Genomic DNA, 26,123 nt, shown 5'->3' on the forward strand with positions numbered 1-26,123 from the left:
TGGCGGTTCATCCGGCACGGCATTCTTTTCCACCGTTTGGGGGCGCGGAGGCACGAGCATCCGCGCCCGCATCGTGCGTTCGGGGTCGGTGTCGCCGGGCGCCCGGCAGTCGCGATGTTTCACGGGAAACCATGACGCGCACTCGAGAATCGGGCGCGTTGTGCGTGTCGGGTGCGCATAGTTGCCGTTCAACTTCCGTATTGTGTCCGGTACTGGCAAGCTAGTCCTCGTCGAGCGTGAGCGCAGACTGCGATGCCCGGCAGCGGCTCGAAATCGGCTGCGGCGTCAGCTGGGAACGGCTTCGGGATGGGTATCGATCGTCGCGCACCTCGCACCTTCTCGGTGACAACGCAACGTCGCGTCATGCCCACTGGCCTTCGTAGTCGGTCTGTCGTCGAGGTTGCCAGGTGCGGCGGTAGTGATGGAATGCGCCAGCTCGGCCACGTGTCTTTGAGTTCTCGGGGTTAGGAGCCTGTATGTCCAACGGTCCGGCGAATGTTTCACGGGAAACAACGTCCCGAGTGCCCGGCATGCTCGATACCGGATCCTTCGATGTAGAAGAGTTCAGTCGCACGCCCTTCGGCAACATCTCCCCTATCGAAACCCCCATCGCCGCGGAAGCCTCCCGCGCCAGCCAGGTGCTGCACCCCAACGGCGCCGGCGCGATACCGCGCCCCCGGGAACAGCGGGTCATCACCATCGCCAATCAGAAAGGCGGCGTGGGTAAGACGACCACGACCGTCAACCTGGCCGCCGCGCTCGCCATGCAGGGCATGCGCGTGCTGGTGGTCGATCTCGATCCGCAGGGCAACGCGAGCACCGCGCTCGGTATCCCCCACCACTCCGGCATCCCGTCGAGCTACGAACTACTCATCGGCGAATGCTCGGTGAAGGACGCCATCCAGCAGAGCCCGCACAGCGAACGGCTGCTGTGCATTCCGGCCACCATCGATCTGGCCGGCGCCGAGATCGAACTCGTCTCCATGGTCGCCCGCGAGAACCGCCTGAAGTCCGCCATTCAGGAGGCGAACCTCGCCGGCTACGACATCGACTACGTCATGATCGACTGCCCGCCCTCGCTCGGCCTGCTCACGGTCAACGCCATGGTCGCCGCCAAAGAGGTGCTGATCCCCATCCAGTGCGAGTACTACGCGCTCGAAGGCGTCGGCCAGCTGCTGCGCAACATCGGTCTGGTGCAGGCTCATCTCAACCCCGAATTGCATGTCTCCACGGTCGTTCTCACCATGTACGACGGCCGCACCAAGCTCGCCGATCAGGTGGCGGAAGAGGTGCGCGGCCACTTCGGTGACGCGGTGCTGCGCTCGGTCATCCCGCGCAGCGTCAAGGTCTCCGAAGCGCCGGGCTACGGCATGACGGTGCTGGATTACGATCCCGGTTCCCGCGGCGCCATGAGCTACCTCGACGCGGGTCGCGAGATGGCTTCCCGCGCGGCGCAGCCCGCCGGATCGGCCGCCGTGCCCGATGCTGGTGTGTAGTAGATGAGTTCGATCCGGTGGGTGATGAAGGAAAGGGGTCAGTAGACCGATGAGTCAGGCGAAGAAAGGTGGACTGGGACGCGGTCTCGCCGCGCTGATCCCGACCGGGCCGACGGCGACACCGGGCGGCCTGGGCAGCGCCGCCGCCAACGTGGTCATCGGCCTGGACCCGATCGGCCCGCAGCCGGCTTCGGCCTTCCTGCACCGGGTTCCGGATCCGGCCGATGTGGTCGAGGACGCGGTGGATCTCGCGGGCGCGGACGCCGGTGCGACGTACCGGGAGATCCCGCCCGAGCAGATCGTCCCGAACCCGAAGCAGCCGCGTCAGGTGTTCGAGGACGAGGCGCTCGCCGAACTGGTGCACTCCATCAAGGAATTCGGCCTCATGCAGCCCATCGTGGTGCGGCAGGTCGAATCCGGGGCGACGCCGAAGTATCAGCTCATCATGGGCGAGCGGCGGTGGCGCGCCAGCCAGGAAGCGGGGCTGGGGGCCATCCCGGCGATCGTGCGCGAGACCGCGGACGAGTCGCTGCTGCGGGACGCGTTGCTGGAGAACATCCATCGGGTGCAGTTGAATCCCCTCGAAGAGGCGGCGGCCTATCAGCAGCTGCTCGAGGAGTTCGGCGTCACCCATGATGAACTGGCTTCGCGAATCGGCCGCTCCCGACCGGTCGTGACGAATATGATTCGCCTGCTGAAACTTCCGATTCCGGTGCAGCGCCGGGTCGCGGCCGGCGTGTTGTCCGCCGGGCACGCCCGCGCACTGCTGGCGCTGGAGGGTGGAGCCGACGCGCAGGAGGCACTGGCCGCGCGGATCGTCGCCGAAGGTATGTCGGTGCGGGCGACCGAGGAGGCCGTCACCCTGGCCAACCGGGAACCCGATTCCGCCGCCACTCCCCCGAGTGCCAAGCGGAAGCCGATCCAGATGCCGGGCCTGCAGGATGTAGCGGAGCGATTGTCGGAATCCTTCGACACTCGGGTCACCGTGATTCTCGGAAAGCGCAAGGGCAAGATCACTGTCGAGTTCGGTTCCGTGGACGACCTCGAACGCATCGTCAGCCTGATGGAGCAAGCGAAGAGCTGAGCGGTCTCAGGGGCTCCGCCCCCGGGCTCCGAAAGTGTGGAAAATCGGAGGTTCGGGCCCCCACCCACCGGGTCGGGGAGGAAACGTCACTGTGACAGAGGCGTTCAGCACCCCTGAACAGAGGCCCGGAGAGGCGTGTTGCTTTGATCGCTTATTCTTGCTGGCGAGCGGATATTGATGCGGCGTGAGTGTGGATGAATCGGACAGCTGGAGGCTGAGCAGAGCGGTGTCGACCAGCGTTACCGCACTAACCCTCGGCGGACTCGACAAACTTCCGGCACACGCCCGGCGGTGTGTGTTCTGGGAGATCGATCCGGCGGTGGCCGCGGACTCCCGGGAATTCAGTGACCCGGTCTTCGAGAAGGAGGCCTGGCTCTCCTCCGTGCTACTGGAGTGGGGTTCCTGCGGGCAGGTCGCACTGGTCGACGACAAGCCCGCCGGGTGCGCGATCTACTCGCCGCCGAATCGGGTGCCGCGCGCCGGACTGTTCCCCACCTCCCCCGTGAGCCCGGACGCGGTCCTGCTGACCACGCTGCGGGCCGAAAACCCCTACCACCACAACGGGGTAGCCCAGCAGCTCATTCAGGCCGTGGTGAGCGATCTGGTGCGTCGTGGCGTCCGGGCCATCGAGGCGTTCGGCCTGCGCTGGGATCCGCCGGCCACCGCGATGGCGGATCGCTTCGGTTCCATGACCCTGCTCGAACGGATCGCCCCGACGCCGTCGCGGGCGGCCAATCCGCCGGCCGCGGCCGGGTGCGCGCCGGAGACGTGCATGATCGACGCCGATTTCCTGGAGGAGGTCGGCTTCAAAGTGGTTGCCGCGCACCATCGTTTCCCGCGGTTGCGGCTGGAGCTGGACAGTGACCACCTGTGGAAGGAGGACGTGGAGCGCGCGCTGGATCAGTTGCTCGCGGCCGCGGCCATGACCATGCCGAACCGGCTCGTCACCCTGTAAGAGGTTGCCCCGCACGGCGAAACCCCGCTCTCCCGAGTGATCCGGAGGCGGGGTTTCTCGTTGCCGGGGGTGTGCGCTCAGATGCGGTCGGCGGCGGCCAGTTCCTCGGCGAGCAGTTCGGCGAAGGTGTAGGTGCCGGTGGGCTGATCGTCCTGCCCGAGCAGATAGAGCCGCTTCACCGAGATCAGGATGGCTTCGGCGATGACGTCGCGCATGCGCGGATTCGTCAGCACGGACGAGTCGTAATCGTTTGTGAGGTAACCGATGTCGACCTGGACGGTCGGCATCTTGGTGAGCCGCAGCAGATCCCAGGTGCGCGCGTGGGTTCGGCAGTCCTGCAACGAGGTTCGCGCCACGATCTCCCGCTGGATGAAGCCGGCCAGCACCTGGCCGATCATCGAGGTGGAGCCGTGCGAATTGCCGAAGTGGAAGCTGGCGACCCCGCTCGCGGAGGTGCTCGGGTTGCCCGCGCAGCGCAGCGAGATCATCAGATCGGCGTCGAAGGTGTTGGAGGTCTCGGCGCGGTCGGCGTCGGTGGGATTGGCGCCCCACGGCCGGGACAGGAAGGTCTCCATGCCGGTGGCGGCCATGCGGCCCTCGAGCCGGCTCGCCAGATCCCAGAGGATCTCCGACTCGTAGACGTCACCGAATTCGGTGGGCACGGCCGAGCCCTTGTCCGGCCCGCCCAGGCCCGGATCGATGACGATGCGCTTGCCGGTGAGTTGCGGCCCGGCCCGGTGCACGACCTCTTCCTCGGCGATGCGATGCGGATTGCCGCCGGTGACGCGGGCGCCGAGCAGATCGAGCGAGCGCAGGGTGTCCGGACCGCAGATGCCGTCCGAGGCCAGGCCGATCTCGCGCTGGAAGGAGGTGAGGCCCTCGTGCGTGTGCGGGCCGAAGAAGCCGTCCACCCGGCCGACGTAGAAGCCCAGATCCTGCAGGCGGCGCTGCAGGGTGGCCACGTCGTCGCCGTACAGCGGGGCGGAGAGCTGATAGATGAGGGTGCGGGCGCCGAGCCGGTAGGAGGCCTCTTTCAGCGCCCGATAGGTGGCGGGGCCGACGACGCCGTCCACGAGCAGACCGCGATGCTGCTGGAACGCGCGGACCGCGGAGTCCAGATCGTGGTCGAAGCTGGCGTCCGAGTCCTTCCAGTACTCACCGTTGCGGGCGCCGGGGTCGCTGTTGGGGTGTGCGTGCAGGAACCCGAGGCTTGCGAGGGTGCTCCGAACCTCAGCTACGGCTGGTCCAGTATCGCCGTGACGAAGTCGGTGCATGCGTAAGAGCCCTTTCCTTCCGCCAACCCGGGTACCCACTCGTGCAGAGGTTTACACCACGCACGACCGGAGCGTCGGTCGATTGTCTCAGACCCGGACCAGATTTCGGCAACTGTCGAGTGCAGGCATCCTACCGTGGCGCCCGCGAACCGAACCCCGAGCCGGAGCCCGGGGTCCCGCGCGGACGCCGCGGCGACGAAATCCTACAGAGTGCGCCCGAACTCGGGTGTCAGATGACGCCTTCGAGTTCACGCAGCAGCGCGGCCTTGCCCTTCGCGCCGACGATGCGCTTGACTTCCTTGCCGCCCTGGAAGAGAACCATGGTGGGCAGCGACAGGATGCCGTAGTCCTTCGCGGACTCCGGGTTGTTGTCCGCGTCCACCTTGGCGATGGTCAGTGCGTCGGCGTGGGTGGCGGCGATCTCCTCCAGCACCGGGGCGACCATCTTGCACGGACCGCACCAGGTCGCCCAGAAGTCGACCAGTACCGGCTTCTCGCTGGCCAGCACGTCCTGGGCGAAGGTGGCGTCGGTGACGGTCTTCGTGGCGGTGGTCTTGGCGTCGGACATGGATCGCTCCTTAGTTGGTGACTTCCACCGGCTGGCCGGCGTGCTCGAGAGTGTTGCTGGTGATGTCGCCCTGCTCGGCGAGCCAGCGTTCGGCGTCGATGGCCGCGCGGCAGCCGGTGCCCGCGGCGGTGATGGCCTGGCGGTAGGTGTGATCGACCAGGTCGCCCGCGGCGAAGACGCCGGGCAGCGAGGTGTAGGTCGACTGGCCCCGCACCTGCACGTAGCCTTCGCTGTCCAGATCGACCTGGCCGACGACGAGCTCGCTGCGCGGGTCGTGACCGATGGCGACGAACAGGCCGGTGGCGGCCAGTTCGGAGGTCTCGCCGGTGCGAGTGTCGCGGATGGTCAGGCTGGTGACGGCCGAATCACCGTGCACCTCGGCCACTTCCGAGTTCAGCAGGAAGCGGATCTTCTCGTTGGACTTGGCCCGCTCCAGCATGATGCGCGAGGCGCGGAACTCTTCGCGGCGGTGGATGACGGTGACGCTGGCGGCGAACTTGGTGAGGAAGGTCGCCTCTTCCATGGCGGAGTCGCCGCCGCCGACCACGACGATGTCCTGGCCCTTGAAGAAGAAGCCGTCGCAGGTGGCGCAGGCGCTGACGCCGCGGCCCAGGAGCTTCTGCTCGCCGGGGACGTTCAGGTAGCGGGCGGCCGAACCCATGGCCAGGATGACCGCGTACGCCTCGTAGACCTCGCCGCCGACGGTGACCTTCTTGATGCGGCCGGACAGGTCGAGCTCGTCGACGTCCTCGGTGCGGATGTCGGCGCCGAACCGCTTGGCCTGCTCGCGCATCTCCTCCATGAGGTCGGGGCCCATGATGCCCTCGCGGAAGCCGGGGAAGTTCTCGACCTCGGTGGTGGTCATGAGGGCGCCGCCGAACTGGGTGCCTTCGAAAAGCAGGGGCTGGAGTTCCGCGCGCGCGGCGTACACGGCTGCGGTGTATCCGGCCGGTCCGGAACCGACGATGATCAGGTCGCGAACAGCGGTACTCAAAGGATCCTCCGAGGCAATATTTCGGGTGTCAGGCGTGTCGGTCAACAACAGCGTAAACGCTGTTGTTCCCGTTGCTCGGGGGGTACGGGGCCGGGGACCGTCCGGGACCTTCCATAGGGGAATGATCGTGTCGGGCGCGCCCCCGGGCCGGGATCAGCCGATATCGGTGGTCGCGAGCACCCGCGGATCGTCGGCCGTGCAGCTCGCGGCGAGGACCGCGGCGGTGATCACGGGGGCCTTGGGTCCGGTCAGCAGCACGAGCACCGCCTGCTGTTCGCCGAACACCACGCTGCGCGCGCCCAGGACCGGGCGGTCGAGACCGGCGGCCCGCAGGCAATCGGTGAGGGCGTCGCCGGCCGCCAGCGGGCCGCTGATCTCACGCCTGCCCATGGCGCTGAGCATCGTGGTGTGGGGTAGGTCGGCCGCGAGCCGGGCTTCCGCGGCCGGGACGGCGGTGCCGGTGGCGTCCCGGGTGCGCATGGCGTCGGCTGCCACCAGACCCCCGGCGACCAGTGCGGTGGCCGCGGCCGCGGTGGTGAGCCAGAGCCACCGCCGCGACGGGCGGCCGGTGCTGCGCCCGGCCTGGGGATCGAATTCCTCGTCGGTGTCGCGGGTGTCGCCGGCCCCGTGCTGTTCGTCGAGTTCGCGCGGGTCGAGCCGGCCGGTGTCGTAGATGCCGGCCCCGGCGAGCAGCGGGATGGGCGCGGTGGTCGGCGGGCCCACTGGGGTGGTGCGTGCCCGCGCCGGGAGCCGGTGCACGGTGGCCGCCTGCCGGGGCGGCACGGCCGGGGCGGACAGGTCGTCGATCATGCGTTCCAGGCGGTCGCTCACGTCGCCGGGCATGGGGTGCAGCAGGTAGTCCTCGCGCCCGAGATCGCGCAGGCCGGCGTTCACCGCGTCCAATGAGCGCAGATAGCGTGCGGCGTCCGGATCGCGGCGCACCGCGGGCCAGAGTTGGTCGGCCAGATGCTCGGGCAGGTTCCCGGCGTGCAGGTCGGCCAGGAGCTCGGTGGCGAAGGGCGGCCGGGGTATGGTTCCGGCCCCCGCCCCGATATGTCCCGCGCCGACGTGCTCGGCCTTGTCGTTCATCGCCCCTCCAGAAGGACCCGGGTGTGGGAATTCGGCGGAATGTCAGGTGTCGATCGAGTTCAGGTGTGCTTCGAGTCGCCGCCGGCCGCGCGCGCAGCGACTCTTGATCGTTCCGGGGGGAACGCCGAGGAGTGCGGCGGCGTCAGCGACCGAATAGCCCTCCAGCACCACGGCGACCAGGGCGGTGCGCTGATCGGCGGGCAGCAGGAAGAGTGCGGCGTCGACGACCAGCGCGGTCTCCAGATTCGCGAAATCGTCGCGGGCATAAAGGGGTTCGGCTAGCGACTCGTCGGACAACGGTACCGTGTGCCGCAGTTTGTTGCGACGTATCCGATCGAGGCACGCGTTGACGACTATGCGATGCAGCCAGCTGCGCACCTCGGACTCCCCGCGGAAGGCGCCCGCACCGCGGTGGGCGGACAGTAGGGCGTCCTGTAGCGAATCCGCGGCGTCCTCGCGCGTGTAGGAGGCGCGTAGCGCGGTCTGCCACAGATGGTCGCGGTGACGGCGGAACAGCTCGGCGAAGGCGTGCCGTTCACCGGTGGCGTGCGCGGTGAGCAGATCCTGGTCGGAGGCTTCGGTCACGCGGGGGCGGGACCGGACGGCCGTGCCGACGAAAGGGGCATGCGCCCCCGTGATTTCCCCGTATTGCTGCGCAGACGACAATGCAACCCCCAAGGGGGTGGCCACGGTCTTCACGGCCGGCCGTGTGCCACCTCGGTTGTCCGCACGCCTGCCGGATCGCAAAGGGCCGGATGGCGTGCGCTCCCCTGCCGGTGAGTACGCAAGATCATATCGAGGATGCCGATCCCGGAGCAGTGGTTCGGGCGGCAAAAGCGCAGCTCGCACCCCCTTTTCAGGCGAAAGGGACAGTCCGTGCCGACCGGCCCGATCGCCCCGCGCCCGTGGGCGCGGGGGAATCGATTCCTAGGGAGCCGCTTCGAAACGCAGTTCGGCGATGGAGGTCTGGTGCTGGCCGCCGTTGCTGCCCAGCGCGGTGATCCAGATCAGGACGTAGCGCGCGGGCTGATCCGCCTTGACCGGAATCTCGGTGAGACCGTCACCGAGCGTCGCCGACCCGATCAACTGGGTCTGATCGAGCGTCGGCGACGCGGTCGGCGAGGTCCGGATCTCGACCTGCGTTCCGGCCGAGGGCGATTCGATGACGACCTTGGTCAGCTTGCTCGGGCTGCCCAGCGTCGCCAGCACCCCCAGCCCCTTCTTCAGGGCCGGGAACTGCTGGAAGTACGCGTCGGTGCGCCACAGGGTGGCGCCGTTGCTGTCCAGGACCGCGCCCACGCCGCCGGGATTGTCCGGGGTGCCCTCCGGGGAGAACACCATCGCGCCGGTGACCGGCACCGGCACGCCCTCCGCGGCCGTGGCCGGGGACGACGGCGCGCCCGGGGCCGCGGGCGCGGACTGCGAGGTGGTCAGGCCGATGTTGCGCTGTTCGTTGAGCGGCTCGGACGAGCTGCCCGGCGCGAACACGCTCAGCAGCCACCAGATGATGACGCCGACCACCAGCGCGGCGAGCACGCCGAGCCCGACCAGGATCCACATCATTCGCTGCGAGCGTTCCTTCTCGGCCGCCAGCAGTTCCGGATCGGCCAGCGACTCGTCCGGCGCGGACGGCGGCCGCTGACCCAGGCGCAGCACCGGGATCAGATCGGTCTTCTGATCCACCACCGAGGCCTGTTCCAGCACGTGCTGGACGGTGGCCGCGGTGCGCACGCCCTTGTTGGATTCCAGCGAGCGCACCGCGACCGCGGAGATCTCGAAGGGCACCTCGGGCCGAATCTGCCTGGGCTCCACCGGGGTTCCGTCCGGCCCGAAATCGGCCAGCGGCAGCCCGCCCATGGTGGCCGCGGTACCGGTGACGCCACCGGTGCGGATCGGCCAGTGCGCGGTGATCAGCGCGTAGAGCATCGCGCCGAGGCCGCGCACGTCGGACTGCGCGTCGGAATCGCCCAGCGTGCCGGGGAACGCGAGCACCGCGTCACCGGTGGCGCTGATGCGCACCCGGTCCGGGTGATCGATGGACAGCGAACCGCCGCCGCGATGGGCCATCTCGGCCGCCGCGGCGAGGGCGCGGATGGCGCGGGCGGCTCCTATCGGGGACGGCACGGTGTCGGCCATCTCCTTGAGCGAGCGGCCGGGCGTCCATTCGGCGACCACGATGCCGCCGGACGAACCGCGCACCACGTCCAGGACGCGGGCCAGGCCGGGCGAGTTGATCCGGCCCAGGCGCAGCGTGCGCGACAGGATCGCCTGCGGCCCATCGTGTCCGGAGTTCTCCGAGGCGGTCTGGTCGGCGTCGACGAAGGTGAGCGCGACCTCGCGGTCCAGCTTCACGTCCAGGGCCTGCCAGAACTTCAGCCCGCGCGCGCCGCCGTGCCCGGCCAGCAGCCGGTAGCGGCCACCGGCCACCGAGGCGCCGGGCATGAGCTTGGGACCGCGCTGGACCCGCTTGCCGGTCGTCTCGACCCGCATGGGCGGCATGAGCGGGGAAACCGCTTCGTAGACACCGGTTTCGGGGCCCGCGCCGGCCTGCTCGGGTAGGTCTTCCGGCTCGATCCGGGGGCCGCGTTCGCCGCCTCTGGATGCGGAACCGGCCTTGCCGCCCGGGGATCCACTCGTGTCGTCCGGGGTCGGAGGGACATCTGTGGAGAGCCCGCCGCCCGCTGAAGATTCAGCGGCCGGGGTACCGCCCGCCGCGTCGTCGCTCACCCTCGCTCCTCCTTCGCCCTGGTGTGTCGAAGCACGATATGTCGGGGCCGGAACCGGGCCACCGGCATCCGATGTCGTACGGGCACCGCCGTCCTGCGACATACGGACAGCATCGTCCCATGTCGTGCGGGCGTTGTCCGGCTTCCGGTTCGAGTCTGCCGGAACGCCGGATCCGGCGGTTGCGCTCGTCTGCCGAACAGGGTACGGGAACTCGTGCTTGACGGTGGGTTCAACCGCCTCGGGCCGGACGACGGGCAGCACCATGGTCTGCGCGTCGAGGTACGGATCGAAGCGGTAGTAGTACGGCGCGGCGCGCAGATCGGGCCGCGGGATCAGTGAGGTCTCGTGGATGTCCTCGAGCGGGGTGCCGTCGAGTTCGAGATCCGGTGCGGGCGGGGTGATCCCCAGGCGCCGCGAGACGGCCACGGTGATGGCGACGATCTCCGGGATGCCGGCCAGGCGCATGAGCGCGAAGGCGACACCGAACATGATGACGGCGGTCAGCGCGACCCGGACGACCGAGCCGACGCCGCCGAAGGAGTCCGAGAGCCGGTGCAGGCCGATGACCTTGTCGGCGATCAGCATGACCGCGCCGCCGGCCGCCGAGGCCAGCACCACCCGGGTGATGGTGTGCCCGACATTGGCCATGCGCAGGTCGCCGAGACTGCGGTGCAGCAGCCAGCCGCCGATGACCGCGCCTGCGACGAAACCCAGGCCGTTCGCCACGCCGAGGGCGATGACGACGTGCTCGTCGTCCACCACGAGCGGGGACAGCACCGAGAGCAGGACCTTCACCGCGACGATGCCGAGGATGATCCAGGTCGGGGTCCACGCCTGCTCGCGCGCGTAGAACACGCGCAGGTGAATCAGGACCAGCGCGTAGGGAATCAGCGTGAACGCGGACCAGGCCACGGCTTCGCCGAGGCGTTCGGCGTCACCGGCGCCGAACTTGCCGTAGGACAGCAGCGCGCTGCCGATCTGCGGTCCGGCCAGCGTGAAGAACGTGACGATGGGGACCAGCGCGATCATGGTGAGCCGGGTGGCGGTGCCGAGATCGTCGACCACGGCGGGCGTGTCGTCGGCCGCGGCGTTGCGCGAGAGGCGCGGCATGATCGCGGTCAGCAGGGTCACGCCGATGACGCCGTACGGCAATTGCAGGAGCAGCCAGGCGAATTGGTAGATGGCGGGACCGGCCGCGTCGACCTGGGAGAGCACCCGGGTGGCGACCATCCAGCCCAGCTGGCTGATCAGGACGTACAGGATGATCGCGGCGCCCATGGCGGCGAACCGCTTGAGTCGCGGGTCCATCCCCCACAGTGGACGTAGGTCGATGCGCTCGCGCCGGATCGCCGGCAGCAGCACGACCACCTGCACGACCACACCGAGCGTCGCGCCGATACCGAGCAGCAGCAGCTTCGGATCGCTCATCTTCGTGGGATTCAGGGTGATCTCGCCCGGCGTGAGCCAGTACAGCACCAGCACGGTGAGCACCACGACGTTGTTGAGCACCGGCGCCCACGCGCCGGGCCGGAACACCTGATGGGTGTTGAGGATCGCCATCAGCAGCGCGGACATGCCGTACAGCAGGATGGCGGGCAGTACGAGGTAGGTGAAGGCGGTGGTGAGCCCGGTGTCGACCTTGCCGTCGTGCGGGACGAGCAGCGGCGTGAACACTGGGGTCAGCAGCAGCGCCAGCAGCATTCCGGTGCCGAGCACGGTGAACGCGGTGGTGAAGAGCCTGCGGACGAAGGCCGCGCCGCCGTCCGGGTCCTCTTTCTCCGCCCGCACCAGCGTGGGCACCACGATCGCGGTGAGCACCGCGCCGAGCAGCAGCTCGGAGATCATGGCGGGCAGGGTGTTGGCGACGCCGAAGGCCGAGGCGATCGACGGGCCGAGCACGGTGAGCAGCATGAGCTGTTTACCGAATCCGGTGATCCGGCTCATCAGCGTCGCGATGGCGATGGATCCGGAGTCCCGGACCAGTTTCGCGTTGGAGTTGTCCCGTTTGTCGATGGCCGCGGGCTGGTCTCTGGTGACCGGTCCGCCACGCGTGGCGGGCATGCTGCGCGGGAGCGGCTGGCGCTGTTGCGGATTCGACAGCGGCGGCGTCGGGTAGCGCTGCGGTCCGGGTCTGCCCGCGGGCCGGTTGGGGTCGGCGTCGCTGTGGCCCCAGTGATAGCGGTCGTCGGGATTGGGTGCGGGCCGGGCGGCGGGGGCCCGGCCGGGTACGGGTGGCCGATCGCCGCGGGGCGGCTCGGTCGGCGGGTTCGATCGGCCCTGTGGGGGTTTCGGCGGCGCGGGCCGCTGCGGCATCGCGGGCCGCTGCATGAAGGGTCCGTCCTCGGCGGGCCGGGGGCCGCGCTCGCGTGGTGGACCGGACGGTTGACCCGGTTGTGGGCGACCGGGCGCCCCGGGAGGATTGCCCGGAGTCCGGGGCGGTGGCGTGCCTCGCCCGCCGGGGCCGAATCCCGGCGGTGCGGGTCGCGGTGGCTCGCGCCGCGGCGGAGCTCCCCGTTCCCACGGTGCGGAGGGCGGCCGGCGGGCGGGCGGCTGCCCGTCCTCGGGCCGGCCCGAGGAGCGCGGACCGTCGCCGTATTCGCTCACCGTGCCTCCTGTTTCCTGAGCGGGCTCACCGCGCCTCCTGCTTGTGTAACTCGCGCTTGCGCGCCCGCCGGAATCGGTTCACCCGGCGCCGGGTTTCCGCGTCGAAACCCTCGTCGGCCGGATCCGACTGCCCGCGGAAGCGGTGCCAGAGCCGGCGTCCGGCCAGCAGGAGCAGTAACGCGCCGGCGCTCGCGGTGACTATCGCCAACACCTGACCGTAGGCGTTGGAGCGCACCGAGACCTTGACCTCGTCGCCCAGCGGCACGCCGTCCGGCGTGGTGAGCGCGATCGGGATCTTCAGGCTCCGGCTCTCGGACACCTCGGTCGGTATCTGGAACGAGCGGGTGCCCTTGGCGGGCAGCTGCTGTTCGCCGATGTCGGAGATGGTGGTGTCGGCGGGCGCGTCGATCCGGAACTCGACGCGGATCGCGACGGGCAGATCGTTGCGGGCCACCAGCAGCAGGGGGCTCTGTTCCGAGGCCAGGGTGTAGACGCCGCCGGGCGGGAGCACGGTCACCGACAGGAACAGATCGTCCACACAGCGGCTGGTCTGATCGATCCGGCGCTGGGCGTTGATATCGGCCTGGGCGCCCCCGGCTCGCCGGTCCGACAGCGTGAGCGCGCGGATCAGGTCGTCGCGCAGCGGGGTCAGGAAGGCGCGCGGGCTCAGTTCCTGCTGCGGCACGTCGACCAGGGCGCTCATCAGTTCGGTGAGCCGATGCGCCTGCTGGCGTACCGGTTCGGCGAAGTGCGTGGGCACCGCTTCCTCGGCGGCCGCGGCGAGGTAGTCGAGTTCGAAGGGCTGCGGATCGGCGGGCTGGGCCAGCAGGTCGCGGAACGAGCGCGCGGTGGCGAGGTTGGCGCGCAGCAGTTCGTCCACCTGGCCGAGCAGCGCGGTGGCCTCGTCGCGGTTGGGACCCCACTGCTGCGGCGGCATGAGCAGGGCCGAACGGGGTTGTCCCGGCTGCGGATTCAGCGCGGACCAGGAGATGGCGCCCAGCGCGTCCTGCAGGCGCGCCGCGCGGGAGTCGTTGGTGACGTCGTAGCGCACCTGGTCCGGGGTGAACGGCGGGGTCGGCGGGTGCGAGCCGACCGCGGCCAGTGCGGTGGCGGCCCAGATGTCGAAGGTCGCGGCGCGCAGTTCCGGCGTGGCGGGCGGGGTCGTGCCGGTGGCGGGCAGCGGGACGCTCGCCAGCCGCACGATGTCGGGGTTCACCGGTTCGAGGGGGGCGTCGGGGCTCTTGACCGTGGTGATCTCCGGGCGCGCGGTGCCGTTGGTGACGGCGTTGTCGGCGAGCACCGCGGTGGTGAAGCCGTGCTGGGCGAACAGGCCGGCGGCCTCGGAGTCGATGCTGCCCGCGTCCGGCAGGGCGACCCCGCGCACCGATTGCACCGACAGGATCGAGTCGACCAGGTCCGCGGGCGCGTTCAGCGCGCGTTCGGAGAGCGTGGGGTCGCCGGTGGCGGCCAGCGCGGTGGGATCGACCTGCGCGAACGGCAGGGCGACCACGCAGAGGCCGGGGGCGAGGGTGCGCAGCCGGTCCAGCCAGGACCTGGCCGCGCTCGCGCCGCCGCCGGCGCGGGTGGATCCGTCCGGATCCGAGGGGCTGGCGAGCACCCGGTAGCCGTCGGTCATGTCGGAGACGGTGAGCAGCAGATCCGGGTCGACGGCCAGGCACAGCGCGGTGCGCAGGTTCTTGTCCCGGCCGCCGTCGGGTTTGAGCGCGGTCTCGAGCGCCGACAGGAGTTGATCGAGGCGGCCGCCGGAGGTCAGGGAGGCGGCCAGGTCGTCGTCGGTGAGCAGGGCCTCGCCCTCGGGCGAGCCGGGTCGCCCGGCCACCAGGCGCGGGCGGTCGGCCAGCGGCCAGACGAGAGTGGTGGCGACCGGCGGCGCGTCCACCGCGGGCGGGACGGCCGGGGCCGGGGCCTTGGGGTCGGTGGCCGCGGGCACGCCGAGGACGGGCAGCAGGAAGCGCGCGTCGTCGAGGCGGGCCTGACCGCCGTACGCGGGTTCGCCGTTCACGTTGAGCAGCAGCGGATAGACCCCGGGCGCGGTGATGTCGAGCGCGGAGATGTCGCCCGGCGTCTCGGCCCCGGCGCGCAGGGCGACGGTGAGGCTGAACTGTTTCCGCTGGCCGGGCGTCAATTGTTCTGCGACGTCCTGGAATTCGCCGGCGACGTCGTAGTTGATCTGGTCCAGGCGCAGCGCGGTGCGCAGCCCGCTGGGGCTGTTCACGGGCGCGGCGCGCTGGACGCGCACGCTGACGTCGTCGACCGGGCGGTCGCCGATGTTGGTGACGGTGCCCGAGACGACGAAGTACGGATCGCTGGCCGCGGTGATCGCCGTCGGCGAGACCGAATCCAGGGACAGCTTCAGGAATTTCGGTCCGCTGGGCGCGCCGGAACCGTTGCCGGTCGGCTGTGCCGTCGCGAACGGCGGGCACGCCACCAGGACGGACAGCAGTACCGCGGCGAACGACAGAATCCAGCGGTGCAGCGTTCTCGGTCGAGTCGGGTGTGCCGCCGCGGTGTCTTGCTCAGGCCCCCCGGACCCCGCACACGTCATTGTCTGCCGTTCTCCATCCGGTCGATCAGCCGGTTCGCGACCTCGGCCAGGCGCCGCTCGTCGGCGTAGGCGAGGCGGGAGTCCAATTCGCTCAAGGGAACCCAGGCCACCTTGGTGACCTCCACGTCGGCGTCGGAGAGTTCCCCGCCGAGCGATCGCATCAGGTAATGGTGCACGGTCTTGTGTACCCGGCGGCCCTCGGTCACGAACCAGTAGTCGATGCTGCCCAGTTCGGCGACCACGCTGCCGTTGATGCCGGTTTCCTCGGCGACTTCGCGAATCGCTGTCTGTTCAGCGGTTTCGCCCTCTTCGATATGTCCTTTGGGCAGTGACCAGAGCAGCCGCCCGCGGCGGTCGGTGCGTCCGATCAGTGCGGCGCAACGCTTCTCGCTGGGGCCGTCGAGGCCGTCGACCACGAGTCCACCGGCCGAGGTCTCCCGCACGGTGCGCATGCGAGGTTTCGCCGCACTACCGGCCGAACCACGGCGCCGGGGCTGGCGGCGTCGACTGTTCGCGCGATCGGCCGGAGACACTGGGTCAGTCTAGCGGGACGGCCTCTAATCACCGCTTCACCGCGACCGCCCCGTCGTCCCGCGCCCTCCCGGACGCTTGGCACGCGTCCGGGATCGGCGGGCGGGGCGGATTCCCGTAAGCTGCGTTTTCGTGGTTTCGCAGCAGTCCGAGCAAGCAAGCGTGGACCGCCGTACCCGATTGCTGGCCTCGGCGGCGATCACCGTGGGGCGGCTCTCCGATGTACTGACCCCGCTGGGGGAGATGTTCGCCGCGCACGGTCATCAGCTCTATCTGGTGGGTGGCACGGTGCGCGACGCGGTGCTCGGGCGGCTCGGTACCGACCTGGACTTCACCACCGACGCCCGGCCCGAGGCGGTGCAGGACATCGTGCGCGGGTGGGCCGATCATCTGTGGGACACCGGCGGGCTGGCGTTCGGCACGGTGAGCCTGGCCAAGGACGGTCAGCAGCTGGAGATCACGACCTACCGCAGCGAGAACTACGACCGCGTCTCGCGCAATCCGGAGGTGACCTTCGGCGACAGCCTCGAAGGCGATCTGGTGCGCCGCGACTTCCGGGTCAACGCGATGGCGGTGCGCATCGGCGGGCTCGGCGAACTCGAGTTCGTGGACCCGCTGAACGGGATGGACGATCTGCTGGCGGGCGTGCTGGATACGCCCGCGCTGCCGGAGGATTCGTTCCAGGACGATCCGCTGCGCATGCTGCGCGCCGCCCGGTTCGTGTCCCAGCTGGGGTTCGACCTGGCGCCGCGGGTGCGGGCCGCGATCGTGGAGATGGCCCCGGAGCTCGAGCGCATCACCGCCGAGCGGGTGCGCGCGGAGCTGGACAAGCTCATCGGCGGCGCGCATCCCACCGAGGGCATCGACGTGATGGTCGAGACCGGGCTGGCCGCGCAGGTGCTGCCCGAGGTGCCCGCGATGCAGCTGGAGATCGACGAGCACCACCAGCACAAGGACGTCTATCAGCATTCGCTGACCGTGTTGCGCCAGGCCATCGATCAGGAGGAGGGCGATCCGGATCTGGTGCTGCGCTGGGCCGCGCTGCTGCACGACATCGGCAAGCCGCCCACCAAGAAGAACGAGTCCGGCGGCGGCGTGAGCTTCCACCACCACGAGGTGGTGGGCGCGAAGATGGTGCGCAAGCGCATGCGGGCCCTGAAGTATCCCAAGCAGTTCACCGAGGACGTGGCGCGGCTGGTGTACCTGCACCTGCGTTTCCACGGGTACGGCAAGGGGCAGTGGACCGATTCGGCGGTGCGCCGCTACGTGACCGACGGCGCGGAACTGCTGCCGCGCCTGCACAAGCTGGTGCGCGCGGACTGCACGACCCGCAACAAGCGCCGGGCCGCGCTGCTCAGTTCGACCTACGACGATCTGGAAGCGCGGATCGAGAAGCTGGCCGAGCAGGAGGATCTGGCGCGGGTGCGCCCGGATCTGGACGGCAACGCGATCATGGAGTTGCTGGGTATCCAGCCGGGGCCGGACGTGGGCCGGGCGTGGAAGTTCCTGAAGGAACTGCGCCTGGATCGCGGCCCGCTGCCGCGCGACGAGGCCGAGGCGGCGTTGCTGGAGTGGTGGCAGAGCGCGAAATAGGCGCGGGGACCCCGGGTTCGAGGGCCCGGGGCTCAGAACACGATGAGCGTGGTGCCCGCGACGATGGCCGAGCGGATCTGCGCCAGATCGAACGAGCCCTCGATGCCGGGCAGGTCGGCGGTGAAGCGGATGTGGTCGCCCTCGCGGTGCGCGCTGGTGATCCGGGCCTGATTGGGCAGTTCGGACAGCGGAATCGGTTGCAGCCGGGTCCATCTGCGGGGTGCGCGGACGCCGAGCCAGTGCGCCCGCTGCACGGTGATGTTCAGGACGTTGTCGGTGATATGGGCTTCGATGAGGGCGCGCAGGCGTTTTCGCCGGTGGGTGGCCAGGACCAGGCCGTCGCCGGCGGGCTCGACCGTCCAGTCCGGTTGCCAGGAGTTGATCCAGTTCAGCAGCGCGGCGATGGTGACGACGCCGGTGACGTCGAGTTGCGCGGCGCGGACGGTGGTCGGCACGCCCGGGACGAGCCGGACGCCGTGCGCGATGACGGTCAGCTCCTCGACCGGGTGCTCGTTCCAATACATGCCGGTCACAACGGTTTTGGTCTGGAAGTGCGCGCCGCGTCTGCGCACCTTGAGGGTGTGCAGGGTGGCCCGCAGCTCGTGACCCATGAAGGTGGCGGCGGCTTCCTGCCCGCCGAATCGGCTCAGGATGCCCTCGGAGAGCAGGGTCATGAGCACGTCGGGCATCAGCGCGGTGACGGTGCCGACGCCGATTTCGGTGACGGGGTCGATCCAGGCGGTGGTGAAGCTGGTCCACTGGTCGACCCACGTCTGGTCGAACAGGCGTTTTCCCAGGTCCAGCCCGAGGTCCACCGCGCGCAGCGGGGACCAGGCCTTCGGATCGAAATACGTGGCCATGTCTGCATCGAGCGTACTGGTCACTCGTCCGCACACCAGGGGCACGCGCGTGACTCAGGACACACCCGGGCGGCCGGGGTACGGACCGCGTTTCTTGTCCCGGGCTCGGCGCGCCTTCACAATCGGAGCTGCGACCCGAGGACCGTTTGCTGGGAGGCCGTATGACCGTGGATCTGAACAGCGATCTGGGCGAGGGGTTCGGCGCGTACGGCATGGGCGACGACGCCGCGATGCTCGAGGTGGTCACCAGCGCGAACATCGCCTGTGGTTTCCACGCCGGTGACCCGGTGATCATGCGCCGCACCTGTGCCCTGGCCGTCGAGCGGGGCGTCCGGATCGGCGCGCACATCGGCTATCGCGATCTCGCCGGTTTCGGCCGCCGCGCGCTGGCGGTGTCCCCCGCCGAGCTGCGCGACGAGACCCTGTACCAGCTGGGAGCTCTGGACGCTTTCGCGCGCGCGGCCGGAGACCGGGTGCGCTACGTCAAACCGCACGGCGCGCTCTATCACGCGGCGGGCGCCGACCGCGCCCTCGCGGACGCGATCGTCGCGGCGATGCGCGAGTTCGACCCGGACCTGGTCCTGCTCGGCCCCGCGAACACCGAGCTGGCCCGGGCCGCCGAGTCCGCCGGAACCCGTTTCCACGCCGAGGGTTTCGCCGACCGTGCCTACACCCCCGACGGCCTGCTCGCTCCCCGCGGCCGTCCCGGTGCGGTCCTGACCCCGGATGCCGCCCTGGCCCAGGCCCTCTCGATCGCTCGCGACGCCAAGGCCACGACGGTGGACGGCGGCACGGTGACGGTCGACGCCGCCAGCATCTGCGTCCACGGCGACTCCCCCGCCGCGGTGGAGATGGCCCGCCGGATCCGCGCCGCCCTCGACGAGGCCCGGATCCCCGTCCGGCCCTTCACCTGAGGGGGTGCGCCGTGCGCGCTCGCACCCCGGTGGCGCCGGATCCCGCGCGGGAGCGCCGGCCCCTCGTGCCCTCGGCTCGGATCGCACGGTGTGCCGGCGATTCGGCCGGCGCCTCGCCGAAAACGCCCTCCGCCGCGCGTGATCGGGGGTTCGATGGTTCGGGACGGCGGGTTGCCCACCGGCACGCGGCCGATGCCGTGCGCGCCGCGGCGATGACGGTGTGGCGGCTCGATCGTCCGGCCGCACCCACGGGAATGAGCGAGTCATGAGCGATTCGGATATCGAGCGGGCCGGCGAGATCCGCCGCGCGGGCGACAGCGCGCTGCTGGTGATCCCGCCCGTGCGGTCGATGGTGGCCGACCTGGTCGCCGCGTTGCGCCCGCGCCCGGCGGGGGTGCAGGACGTGCTGCCGGCCGCCGAGACGGTACTGGTCACCCTGGTCTCCCCCACCGCCGTGGAATCGGTACGGCGGCACCTGGATACGCTGCTGCGCCACCTGGACGCGGCGGCCCGGGTCAGCGTGGGTGGCGAACGCGCGGCCGCTGGCCGTTCCACCTCGAAGTCGCGGGACTCGGACAGCAGGACCCACCCTCGCACCGGAGCGGCTGAAACCGGCCTCACCCCTGCTGCTCCCGATTCACGAGCGGACAGCACGGATCCGGCGGCGGGTGATTCCCGTGCACACGCGCTGGATCCCAGGGGACCCGCCGTCGTCGATCCGCCCACCGAGCCGGTGCTCATCCCCGTCCGGTACGACGGCGAGGACCTGGCAGCCGTGGCAGAGCTGCTGGGGCTGACCGAGGCCGAGGTCATAGCCCAGCACACCGGGGTCGAATGGCGGTGCGCCTTCGCGGGATTCGCGCCCGGATTCGGCTATCTCGAATCCGCCGACGGCCGCCTGTCGGTCCCCCGCCGCGATCGCGCGCGAACCGCCATCCCGGCGGGCGCGGTGGCCCTCGCCGGCGGCTACAGCGCGGTCTACCCCCGGCGCAGTCCCGGCGGCTGGCAGCTCATCGGCACCACGGAGGCCGTGATGTTTCACGTGGATCAAGACCCGCCCGCCCTCGTCCGCGCGGGTACGCGCGTCCGGTTCGTCGATATCGAGGCGGGGCGATGAGCGCGGGACTGCGGGTGGAGAAGGTGGGGCCGCTGGCCACCGTGCAGGATCTCGGGCGGCCGGGGTGGTTCGACTCCGGGGTCGGGGTCGCGGGGGCGGCGGACCGCGGGTCGTTGCGGCTGGCCAACCGGCTGGTGGGAAATCCCGAGGGGGCGGCCGGAATCGAGGTGCTGCTGGGTGGGCTGGAGCTGCTCGCCGAGCGGCATCTGACCGTCGCGGTGACCGGTGCGGCCGCGCCCGCGACGGTCGACGGGTGTCCGGTGGGGGCGGCCAGCGTGCTGCGGCTCGAGGAGGGGCAGCGGCTGCGGCTGGGCTGGGCGACAGCGGGATTGCGCAGCTACGTCGCGGTGCGCGGTGGGCTGGCGGTGGACGCGGTGCTCGGTTCGCGCAGTCGCGACACGCTGTCCGGCCTCGGCCCGGATCCGCTGCGCGCGGGCGACGCACTGCCGATCGGCGCACCGCCGCGCGAGTACCCGATCGTCGACGTGGCCCCGGTGGCTCCGCCGCCGGCCGGGCGCATCACAGTTCGGGCGATTCCGGGCCCGCGCGCGGACTGGTTCGCCGACCCGGCCGCCCTCTTCCGCGGTGACTGGTCGATCTCCTCGGAGACCGACCGCATCGGCGCGCGCCTGGACCGCCGCACCGGCCCCGCCCTGGAACGCGCGCGATCCGGCGAGTTGCCCACCGAGGGTATGGCGCTGGGCTCGGTCCAGGTCCCCCCGAGCGGCCAGCCGGTCGTCTTCCTCGCCGACCACCCGATCACCGGCGGCTACCCCGTCATCGCCGTGGTGCCGGCCGCCGACGTGGACGCCGTGGCCCAGGCCCGCCCCGGCCAGCCACTACGCTTCCTCCCCTACTACTGATCCCCGCGCCGGACGCCCAGTCACGTACGAAAACGGCTGTGCCGCACACGTCTCGGATGCCGCGACTCATTCCTCCGGCCGCAGCCGCGCCCGCATCAGATACACGTTGTAGCTGTCCCAGGCCGACATCAGGAAATACAGATCGGTGGCCGTCGACCACGGGTGGATGAACCCGCCGTACGCCGAGGGATAGTCGTCGAGGTCGGCGAGCGGGACCGGTTCGGTCCACACGCCCTGGGGTTCGGCGGCGGTGCGCAGCACGATCTGGTTCCGCTGCAGGTCCAGGTAGACCATGCGCCAGCGTCCGCTGCCGGGGTCGTAGTGCACCGAGAGCTCGCTGGCGGTGCCGGAAACCAGTGGGGTGGCGAGCAACTCGTTGGGTCCGGCGGCGGCGGTCCAGGTGTCGCCGATCCAGTACTGGTAGGCGGTCTTGTTCAGCACCTGGTCGGCGGGCACCCGGGCGAGCCCGACCGTGCCCATGCGCCCGTTGGGCGTGCCGAACATGTAGACCCAGTCGCCCCGCGGCACCATCGCCACCACCTGGAACCGGCCGAGCCCGAAGAAGTTCTCCCAGCGCGCCCACTGCGATTTGGTCCAGGTGCGCCCGTGGTCGTCGGACCAGGCGAGCCCGCCGTGCCCGGTCCACCACATGCCGGGCATCCCCCATCGGGCGACCGACATGTAACTCAGGTACTGCCGGTCGCCGACGCTGAATCCGGAGGTCGGAATGGTGGTGACCTCGAGGTTCTTCAGCCGCCGCGCGTCCAGGATCTCGGCGGCGTGGCAGCGGCTGTCCTGGACGAAGGTGTCCAGCGCGAGTCCGTCGCTCAGGTCGCGATCGGTGCTGTAGGCGATGACGTTGCTGCGCCAGTCCTGATCCCCGGTGCCCGCGCCCGGCGGCTCCCAGCCCTTGCCGAAGGTGTCGCCGAAGACGACCGCGACCTCCCCCGGCCGGTGCTCCCACACGAGTCCGAGGTCGGTGCCGTCCACGGACCAGCGCATGTCGGTGCGATTCTCGGATCCGCGCCCGGTGACCTGCTGGACCAGTTCGACCGATTCGACCGCGGGCAGCGGCAGCGGCGCGACGGCCCGCGCGACCTCCGGCGGTTGCACCGCAGCGGGCGGAAGGGGTTGCGGTTCGGGGGGTTCCCCGCCCGGCACCGGAATGGGAATGGGCTCGATGTCGGGCTGGAATTCCAGGCGCGGCAGCTGCGGCAGCGGCCCGCTCCCCGACGAGCCGCCGGTGGCGGGCGGTGCGTCCGGGACGCCCGGCGCGAGTCCGGGTTCCGGGTCGGCCGGCGGCTTGTTGTCGCGAATGTCCGGGCAGGGGTTCGCACACGGATCGGCGGGCAGCGGCGCCGGGTCGATGCGCGTGTTGTCCGGTCTCGGCCCCGGCATGGGCACCGGCACCAATTCCGGTAGCGGGAACTGGATTCGAATGGTGGGGTCCGGCGGCGGGGGCGGCGGGATCGGAACCCCGGGCTCGGGGTCGCGGCGCAGCGGATCGAATCCGGTTTCGCCGCAGCTGTTCACCGGCGGCGGCGCCCACGGGTGACTGCGCGCCTGGGCCGGGGCCGCGGGCAGCAGCAGCGTGCCCACGGTCAGCACGCCCGTGCACAGCAGCGCCGCCGGGATTTCCGAGCGCGAACCGGGTCGAAATCCCATACGGCGTACTTCTCCTCGTCCGGACGTGCACCGAGAGCGATTCGCTCCCACGGTAACCGCCGGTTCGCGGAGCCCGCGCCGGGTGGAACACGTTGTCGGCCGGTTGTGATCGAGCCGAGACGAACACGCCGGTCGACCGGCCGTGGAACACGCGGGGCGATCGCCCGGCGAACGCGCGAGGGGACCGCCCGACGAGCGCCGGCGAACGCGATCGCCCGGCGAACACGCGGGCCGACCGGCGCGAGTTTCAGGGCGTGCGGCGCGAGTTCAGCGCGATGGCGGCGATGCCCAGCGCGTAGATCCCCGCCGCGACGAGCACCGCGGCGGGCGCGCGCCCGTCGATGGGAATCCACACCGCTGTGAGTGCCAGCGCCCCGACGTAACTCATGTTGAAGATGGTGTCCTGCAGCGCGAACACCTGCCCGCGGTGCAGGTCGTCGATATCCATCTGCATGGCGGCGTCGCCGGTGAGCTTGATGGTCTGCCCCGCGATGCCGAGCAGGAACAGCCCCGCCAGGAAGCAGGTTTCCGCGCGCCGCTCCCCCGCCCCGGTGGCCAGGGTGATCGGCGTGAGGAGCGCGAGTTGCACGACGATGGCGAAACCCAGGGCCGCCACGACCGTTCGCGATTTCCCCCAGCGGGGAATCACCCAGGGCGCGACGAGCGCCGCGACCAGCATGCCGGCCCCGGTGGCGGTGATGGCCGCGCTGAAGCGGGCCAGGTAGGCGGCGTCCTCGGTCCAGTTGCCGCGCCGCAGCACCAGCACGACCAGCAGCGCGTTCATGCCGAGCGCCATGCGGTGCGCGCCGATGCCGAGCAGCGCGGTGGTGACCTCGCGTGAGTGCCAGGCCGCGCCCGCGCCGCGCCGCAGTCCGGCGGCGACCGCGCGCACCGAACCCAGGGCATCGGTGCGCGGCGTGTCGCGGGCCGGCCCGAGGTCGGCGCGGTCGCTGCCCGGCGGCGCGCCGCCCGTACGGTCGGGTCCCAGGACGTGCGGCCGGAAGCCGGCGGCGGCCAGGCCGCCCAGGATCGATCCCGAGGCGCTCACCGCCACCGCGATCGCCGAGGCCGTGTCGCCCGCCCCGATGATCCCGATGATCCCGAATCCGATCCCGGCGCCGAGGAACGCGCACGCCGAGGAGATGGTGACCAGCACCGAGTTCATCGGCACCAGCCAGTGCGTGTCCAGCACCCGGGGCAGCGCGGCCGAGACGCCGGCCCCGATGAACCGTGAGGTGCCGATGACGGCCAGCGCCAGCACCAGCAGCGGCGGTGAGGGCGCCCCGGCCAGCAGCCCGGCCGCGGTGAGCGCGATGAGTGATCCGCGCAGCACGTTGGCCACCAGCAGGACTCGGCGCCGATCCCAGCGGTCCAGCAGCGCGCCCGCGAAGGGCCCGATGACCGAGTACGGCAGCAGCAGCGCCGCGAATCCGGCGGCGATGGCGAGCGGATCGGTCTCGCGTTCGGGGTTGAACAGGATGGCGCCCGAGAGCGCCGCCTGGAACATCCCGTCGCCGAACTGCCCGGTGAGCCGGACGGTGCTGAGCCGCAGCGTGCCCGGATTCTCGCGGATCCCGGTGCGGGCGTGCGCGAGTCCGGAGCGGAGCCGGGACAGCCGGGTGCCCCCCGCCGGGGTGCCGGCGGGGCGCGTGTCCGGTTCGCTCACCGCGCGGGGTGCGTGGTCACCAGAGCGAATACCGCGGCGCGCATGTCCTCGGCCATGGGGAGATTGTCGAGACTGTCGGCGTCGATCCACTGGAATTCATCGTGTTCGCCGGGCGAGAGCAGTACTTCTCCCGCGTCGGCCTCCACGACGAAGCTGTATTTGCGTACCCGGGATTTGGTGCGGGTCGCGTAGTCGAATCCGCCGAGTACTTCGGTGATACGCAGGATTCGGAGTCCCGTTTCTTCGAAGAGTTCGCGTTCGACGCATTCGGCGAAGGTTTCGCCGGGTTCCACGCCACCGCCCGGAAGTTCATACTTACCCCCATGCCAGTCGTCGGCGACACGCCTTACGACCAGGAGTTTTCCGCCGCGGAATACCGCGACGCCCACCACGAAGTGGTTGATCCCCTCGCTACTGGCCTGCTGCCGGAGTTCGCGTTCGATGCCCGCTAATACGTCGGGTCGCATCCCCTTGCTCTCCCTCCGGTTTCACTTGCGGCACATCATGATACGGTCGCCGACCGAACCCCGCTGCCGGGGTGCTCGGGTCGGGGTCGCGCCGCCGGGTATTTGCCCGAATCGGAGTCCGGGGGTGAAGTGCCTGGTCTGGGGCGTGCGGGGTGTTGCTGTCCGCACGCTAGAATTTACCGGGAATTCAGGTTGGCCCATCCGAAGTGCCCCTACCCTGGATTCTGATCGGTGCACGCCGGTGAGAGGAGTACGGCGGTGTCCACGCTCACGACACCACACATCAACGTCCATCGTGCCGGTGACCGTATGAAAACCCGTGTCGCCTGGCTGGATTCGAAGCATTCGTTCTCCTTCGGGGAACATTACGATCCCGACAACACGCATCATGGACTGTTGCTGGTCAACAATGAGGACATCGTCCTGCCCGGGGAGGGATTCGAAACCCATCCGCATCGGGATATGGAGATCGTCACCTGGGTTTTGAGCGGCAGCCTGGTGCATCAGGATTCGCTCGGTCACAACGGGGTCATCTATCCGGGTCTGGCGCAGCGTATGACGGCGGGTTCGGGCATCCTGCATTCGGAGAAGAACGATTCCTGGCGGTTGAGCACGGCGCCCGCGCACGAGGAGCCGGTGCACTTCGTCCAGATGTGGGTGGTGCCCGACGAGCCCGGCGCGACCCCGGGGTATCAGCAGCTCGAGGTGGACGCGGAGTTGGCGGGCGGTGCGCTGGTGACGGTGGCCTCGGGTTTGCCGCGGTATCGCGATCGCACGGCCATCGCGATCGGTAGTAGTCATTCGGCGATGCACGTGGCTCGGATGCCCGGTTTCGGCGAGGGATCCGAGGTTCGCCTACCCGAGGCGCCCTACCTGCACCTGTTCGTCGCGCACGGCGAGGTGGAGCTGGAGGGCGTCGGAACCCTGTACGCGGGCGACGCGGTCCGCATGGTGCGCAGCGGCGGGCAGCGGGTCATCGCGAACCTGCCGTCGGAAATTCTGGTGTGGGAGATGCACGCGCGCCTGGGTGGGCAATAGCATCGGGAGCGATTCGTGAATACGTCAAAAGGGACGAATCGGGCACGTTAAC

General features: G+C 70.3%; 21 protein-coding genes. 8 read left to right on the plus strand and 13 right to left on the minus strand.

Annotation, left to right across the window (positions count from 1 at the left end; genetic code table 11):
• The coding region (locus ACWIGI_RS03830; RefSeq protein WP_454200818.1) for a hypothetical protein at positions 1 to 192 on the minus strand (192 nt) is incomplete at its 3' end.
• A 338-nt stretch (positions 193 to 530) separates the two neighbouring features.
• On the opposite strand from ACWIGI_RS03830, the gene ACWIGI_RS03835 reads away from it, so the two are divergent.
• The 3 genes from ACWIGI_RS03835 (at position 531) to ACWIGI_RS03845 (ending at position 3,535) form a co-directional block, all read left to right on the plus strand.
• Positions 531 to 1,496 (plus strand): ParA family protein, encoded by a 966-nt coding sequence (locus ACWIGI_RS03835; protein ID WP_454201018.1) that lies wholly within the window; start codon positions 531 to 533, stop codon positions 1,494 to 1,496.
• A gap of 49 nt (positions 1,497 to 1,545) precedes the next feature.
• Positions 1,546 to 2,580, plus strand: coding sequence for a ParB/RepB/Spo0J family partition protein (locus tag ACWIGI_RS03840; RefSeq protein ID WP_454200819.1), 1,035 nt, complete (start codon positions 1,546 to 1,548; stop codon positions 2,578 to 2,580).
• A gap of 226 nt (positions 2,581 to 2,806) precedes the next feature.
• Positions 2,807 to 3,535, plus strand: a complete 729-nt coding sequence (locus ACWIGI_RS03845; RefSeq protein ID WP_454200820.1) for a GNAT family N-acetyltransferase — start codon at positions 2,807 to 2,809, stop codon at positions 3,533 to 3,535.
• 77 nt (positions 3,536 to 3,612) lie between these two features.
• Here ACWIGI_RS03845 and ACWIGI_RS03850 read toward each other — a convergent pair whose 3' ends face one another.
• From ACWIGI_RS03850 to ACWIGI_RS03885, 8 genes are all read right to left on the minus strand, one after another.
• Entirely contained in the window at positions 3,613 to 4,809 is a 1,197-nt protein-coding gene (locus tag ACWIGI_RS03850) for an N-acetylmuramoyl-L-alanine amidase (protein WP_454200821.1), read from the minus strand.
• A 229-nt stretch (positions 4,810 to 5,038) separates the two neighbouring features.
• A complete protein-coding gene (gene trxA, locus ACWIGI_RS03855) occupies positions 5,039 to 5,377 on the minus strand; it encodes a thioredoxin (RefSeq protein WP_454200822.1) in 339 nt (112 codons plus the stop codon).
• A gap of 10 nt (positions 5,378 to 5,387) precedes the next feature.
• Positions 5,388 to 6,371: a thioredoxin-disulfide reductase gene (trxB, locus tag ACWIGI_RS03860; RefSeq protein ID WP_454200823.1), complete on the minus strand. Its 984-nt coding sequence runs from the start codon at positions 6,369 to 6,371 to the stop codon at positions 5,388 to 5,390.
• Between the two features lie 153 nt (positions 6,372 to 6,524).
• Positions 6,525 to 7,460: a hypothetical protein gene (locus tag ACWIGI_RS03865; protein WP_454200824.1), complete on the minus strand. Its 936-nt coding sequence runs from the start codon at positions 7,458 to 7,460 to the stop codon at positions 6,525 to 6,527.
• Positions 7,461 to 7,502: 42 nt separating this feature from the next.
• Positions 7,503 to 8,045 carry an RNA polymerase sigma factor SigM gene (sigM, locus tag ACWIGI_RS03870; RefSeq protein ID WP_454200825.1) on the minus strand — a complete coding sequence of 181 codons (543 nt, stop codon included), beginning with the start codon at positions 8,043 to 8,045 and terminating at the stop codon, positions 7,503 to 7,505.
• Positions 8,046 to 8,387: 342 nt separating this feature from the next.
• Positions 8,388 to 12,248 carry a murein biosynthesis integral membrane protein MurJ gene (gene murJ / locus ACWIGI_RS03875; protein ID WP_454201019.1) on the minus strand — a complete coding sequence of 1,287 codons (3,861 nt, stop codon included), beginning with the start codon at positions 12,246 to 12,248 and terminating at the stop codon, positions 8,388 to 8,390.
• 568 nt (positions 12,249 to 12,816) lie between these two features.
• Positions 12,817 to 15,357 (minus strand): DUF6049 family protein, encoded by a 2,541-nt coding sequence (locus ACWIGI_RS03880; RefSeq protein ID WP_454200826.1) that lies wholly within the window; start codon positions 15,355 to 15,357, stop codon positions 12,817 to 12,819.
• Positions 15,354 to 15,890 (minus strand): NUDIX hydrolase, encoded by a 537-nt coding sequence (locus ACWIGI_RS03885; RefSeq protein ID WP_354988339.1) that lies wholly within the window; start codon positions 15,888 to 15,890, stop codon positions 15,354 to 15,356. The genes ACWIGI_RS03880 and ACWIGI_RS03885 overlap by 4 nt, the downstream gene beginning before the upstream one ends.
• Positions 15,891 to 16,020: 130 nt before the next feature.
• On the opposite strand from ACWIGI_RS03885, the gene ACWIGI_RS03890 reads away from it, so the two are divergent.
• Positions 16,021 to 17,481, plus strand: a complete 1,461-nt coding sequence (locus ACWIGI_RS03890) for a CCA tRNA nucleotidyltransferase (protein ID WP_454200827.1) — start codon at positions 16,021 to 16,023, stop codon at positions 17,479 to 17,481.
• A gap of 32 nt (positions 17,482 to 17,513) precedes the next feature.
• On the opposite strand, the gene ACWIGI_RS03895 is transcribed toward ACWIGI_RS03890, so the two are convergent.
• Positions 17,514 to 18,341 carry a hypothetical protein gene (locus ACWIGI_RS03895; RefSeq protein ID WP_454200828.1) on the minus strand — a complete coding sequence of 276 codons (828 nt, stop codon included), beginning with the start codon at positions 18,339 to 18,341 and terminating at the stop codon, positions 17,514 to 17,516.
• A gap of 161 nt (positions 18,342 to 18,502) precedes the next feature.
• Here ACWIGI_RS03895 and ACWIGI_RS03900 point away from each other — a divergent pair, with 161 nt between their 5' ends.
• The 3 genes from ACWIGI_RS03900 (at position 18,503) to ACWIGI_RS03910 (ending at position 21,235) form a co-directional block, all read left to right on the plus strand.
• Positions 18,503 to 19,255: a LamB/YcsF family protein gene (locus ACWIGI_RS03900; RefSeq protein ID WP_454200829.1), complete on the plus strand. Its 753-nt coding sequence runs from the start codon at positions 18,503 to 18,505 to the stop codon at positions 19,253 to 19,255.
• Positions 19,256 to 19,520: 265 nt separating this feature from the next.
• On the plus strand, positions 19,521 to 20,372 hold the full coding sequence (locus ACWIGI_RS03905) for a 5-oxoprolinase subunit B family protein (RefSeq protein WP_454200830.1): 852 nt from the start codon (positions 19,521 to 19,523) through the stop codon (positions 20,370 to 20,372).
• Positions 20,369 to 21,235 (plus strand): 5-oxoprolinase subunit C family protein, encoded by an 867-nt coding sequence (locus tag ACWIGI_RS03910; protein ID WP_454200831.1) that lies wholly within the window; start codon positions 20,369 to 20,371, stop codon positions 21,233 to 21,235. The genes ACWIGI_RS03905 and ACWIGI_RS03910 overlap by 4 nt, the downstream gene beginning before the upstream one ends.
• A 66-nt stretch (positions 21,236 to 21,301) precedes the next feature.
• Here the strand turns inward: ACWIGI_RS03910 and ACWIGI_RS03915 are convergent, their stop codons facing one another.
• The 3 genes from ACWIGI_RS03915 to ACWIGI_RS03925 all read right to left on the minus strand — a co-directional run bounded on the left by ACWIGI_RS03915 (position 21,302) and on the right by ACWIGI_RS03925 (position 25,033).
• A complete protein-coding gene (locus ACWIGI_RS03915) occupies positions 21,302 to 22,900 on the minus strand; it encodes a DUF4185 domain-containing protein (RefSeq protein WP_454200832.1) in 1,599 nt (532 codons plus the stop codon).
• Positions 22,901 to 23,147: 247 nt separating this feature from the next.
• Complete coding sequence (locus ACWIGI_RS03920; protein ID WP_454200833.1) at positions 23,148 to 24,566, minus strand: MFS transporter; 1,419 nt, start codon at positions 24,564 to 24,566, stop codon at positions 23,148 to 23,150.
• Positions 24,563 to 25,033, minus strand: a complete 471-nt coding sequence (locus ACWIGI_RS03925; RefSeq protein WP_454200834.1) for an NUDIX hydrolase — start codon at positions 25,031 to 25,033, stop codon at positions 24,563 to 24,565. The genes ACWIGI_RS03920 and ACWIGI_RS03925 overlap by 4 nt, the downstream gene beginning before the upstream one ends.
• Before the next feature lie 258 nt (positions 25,034 to 25,291).
• On the opposite strand from ACWIGI_RS03925, the gene ACWIGI_RS03930 reads away from it, so the two are divergent.
• On the plus strand, positions 25,292 to 26,071 hold the full coding sequence (locus tag ACWIGI_RS03930) for a pirin family protein (protein WP_454200835.1): 780 nt from the start codon (positions 25,292 to 25,294) through the stop codon (positions 26,069 to 26,071).
• Positions 26,072 to 26,123: the final 52 nt, after the last annotated feature.

The sequence above is a fragment of the Nocardia sp. NPDC055321 genome (assembly GCF_053645575.1).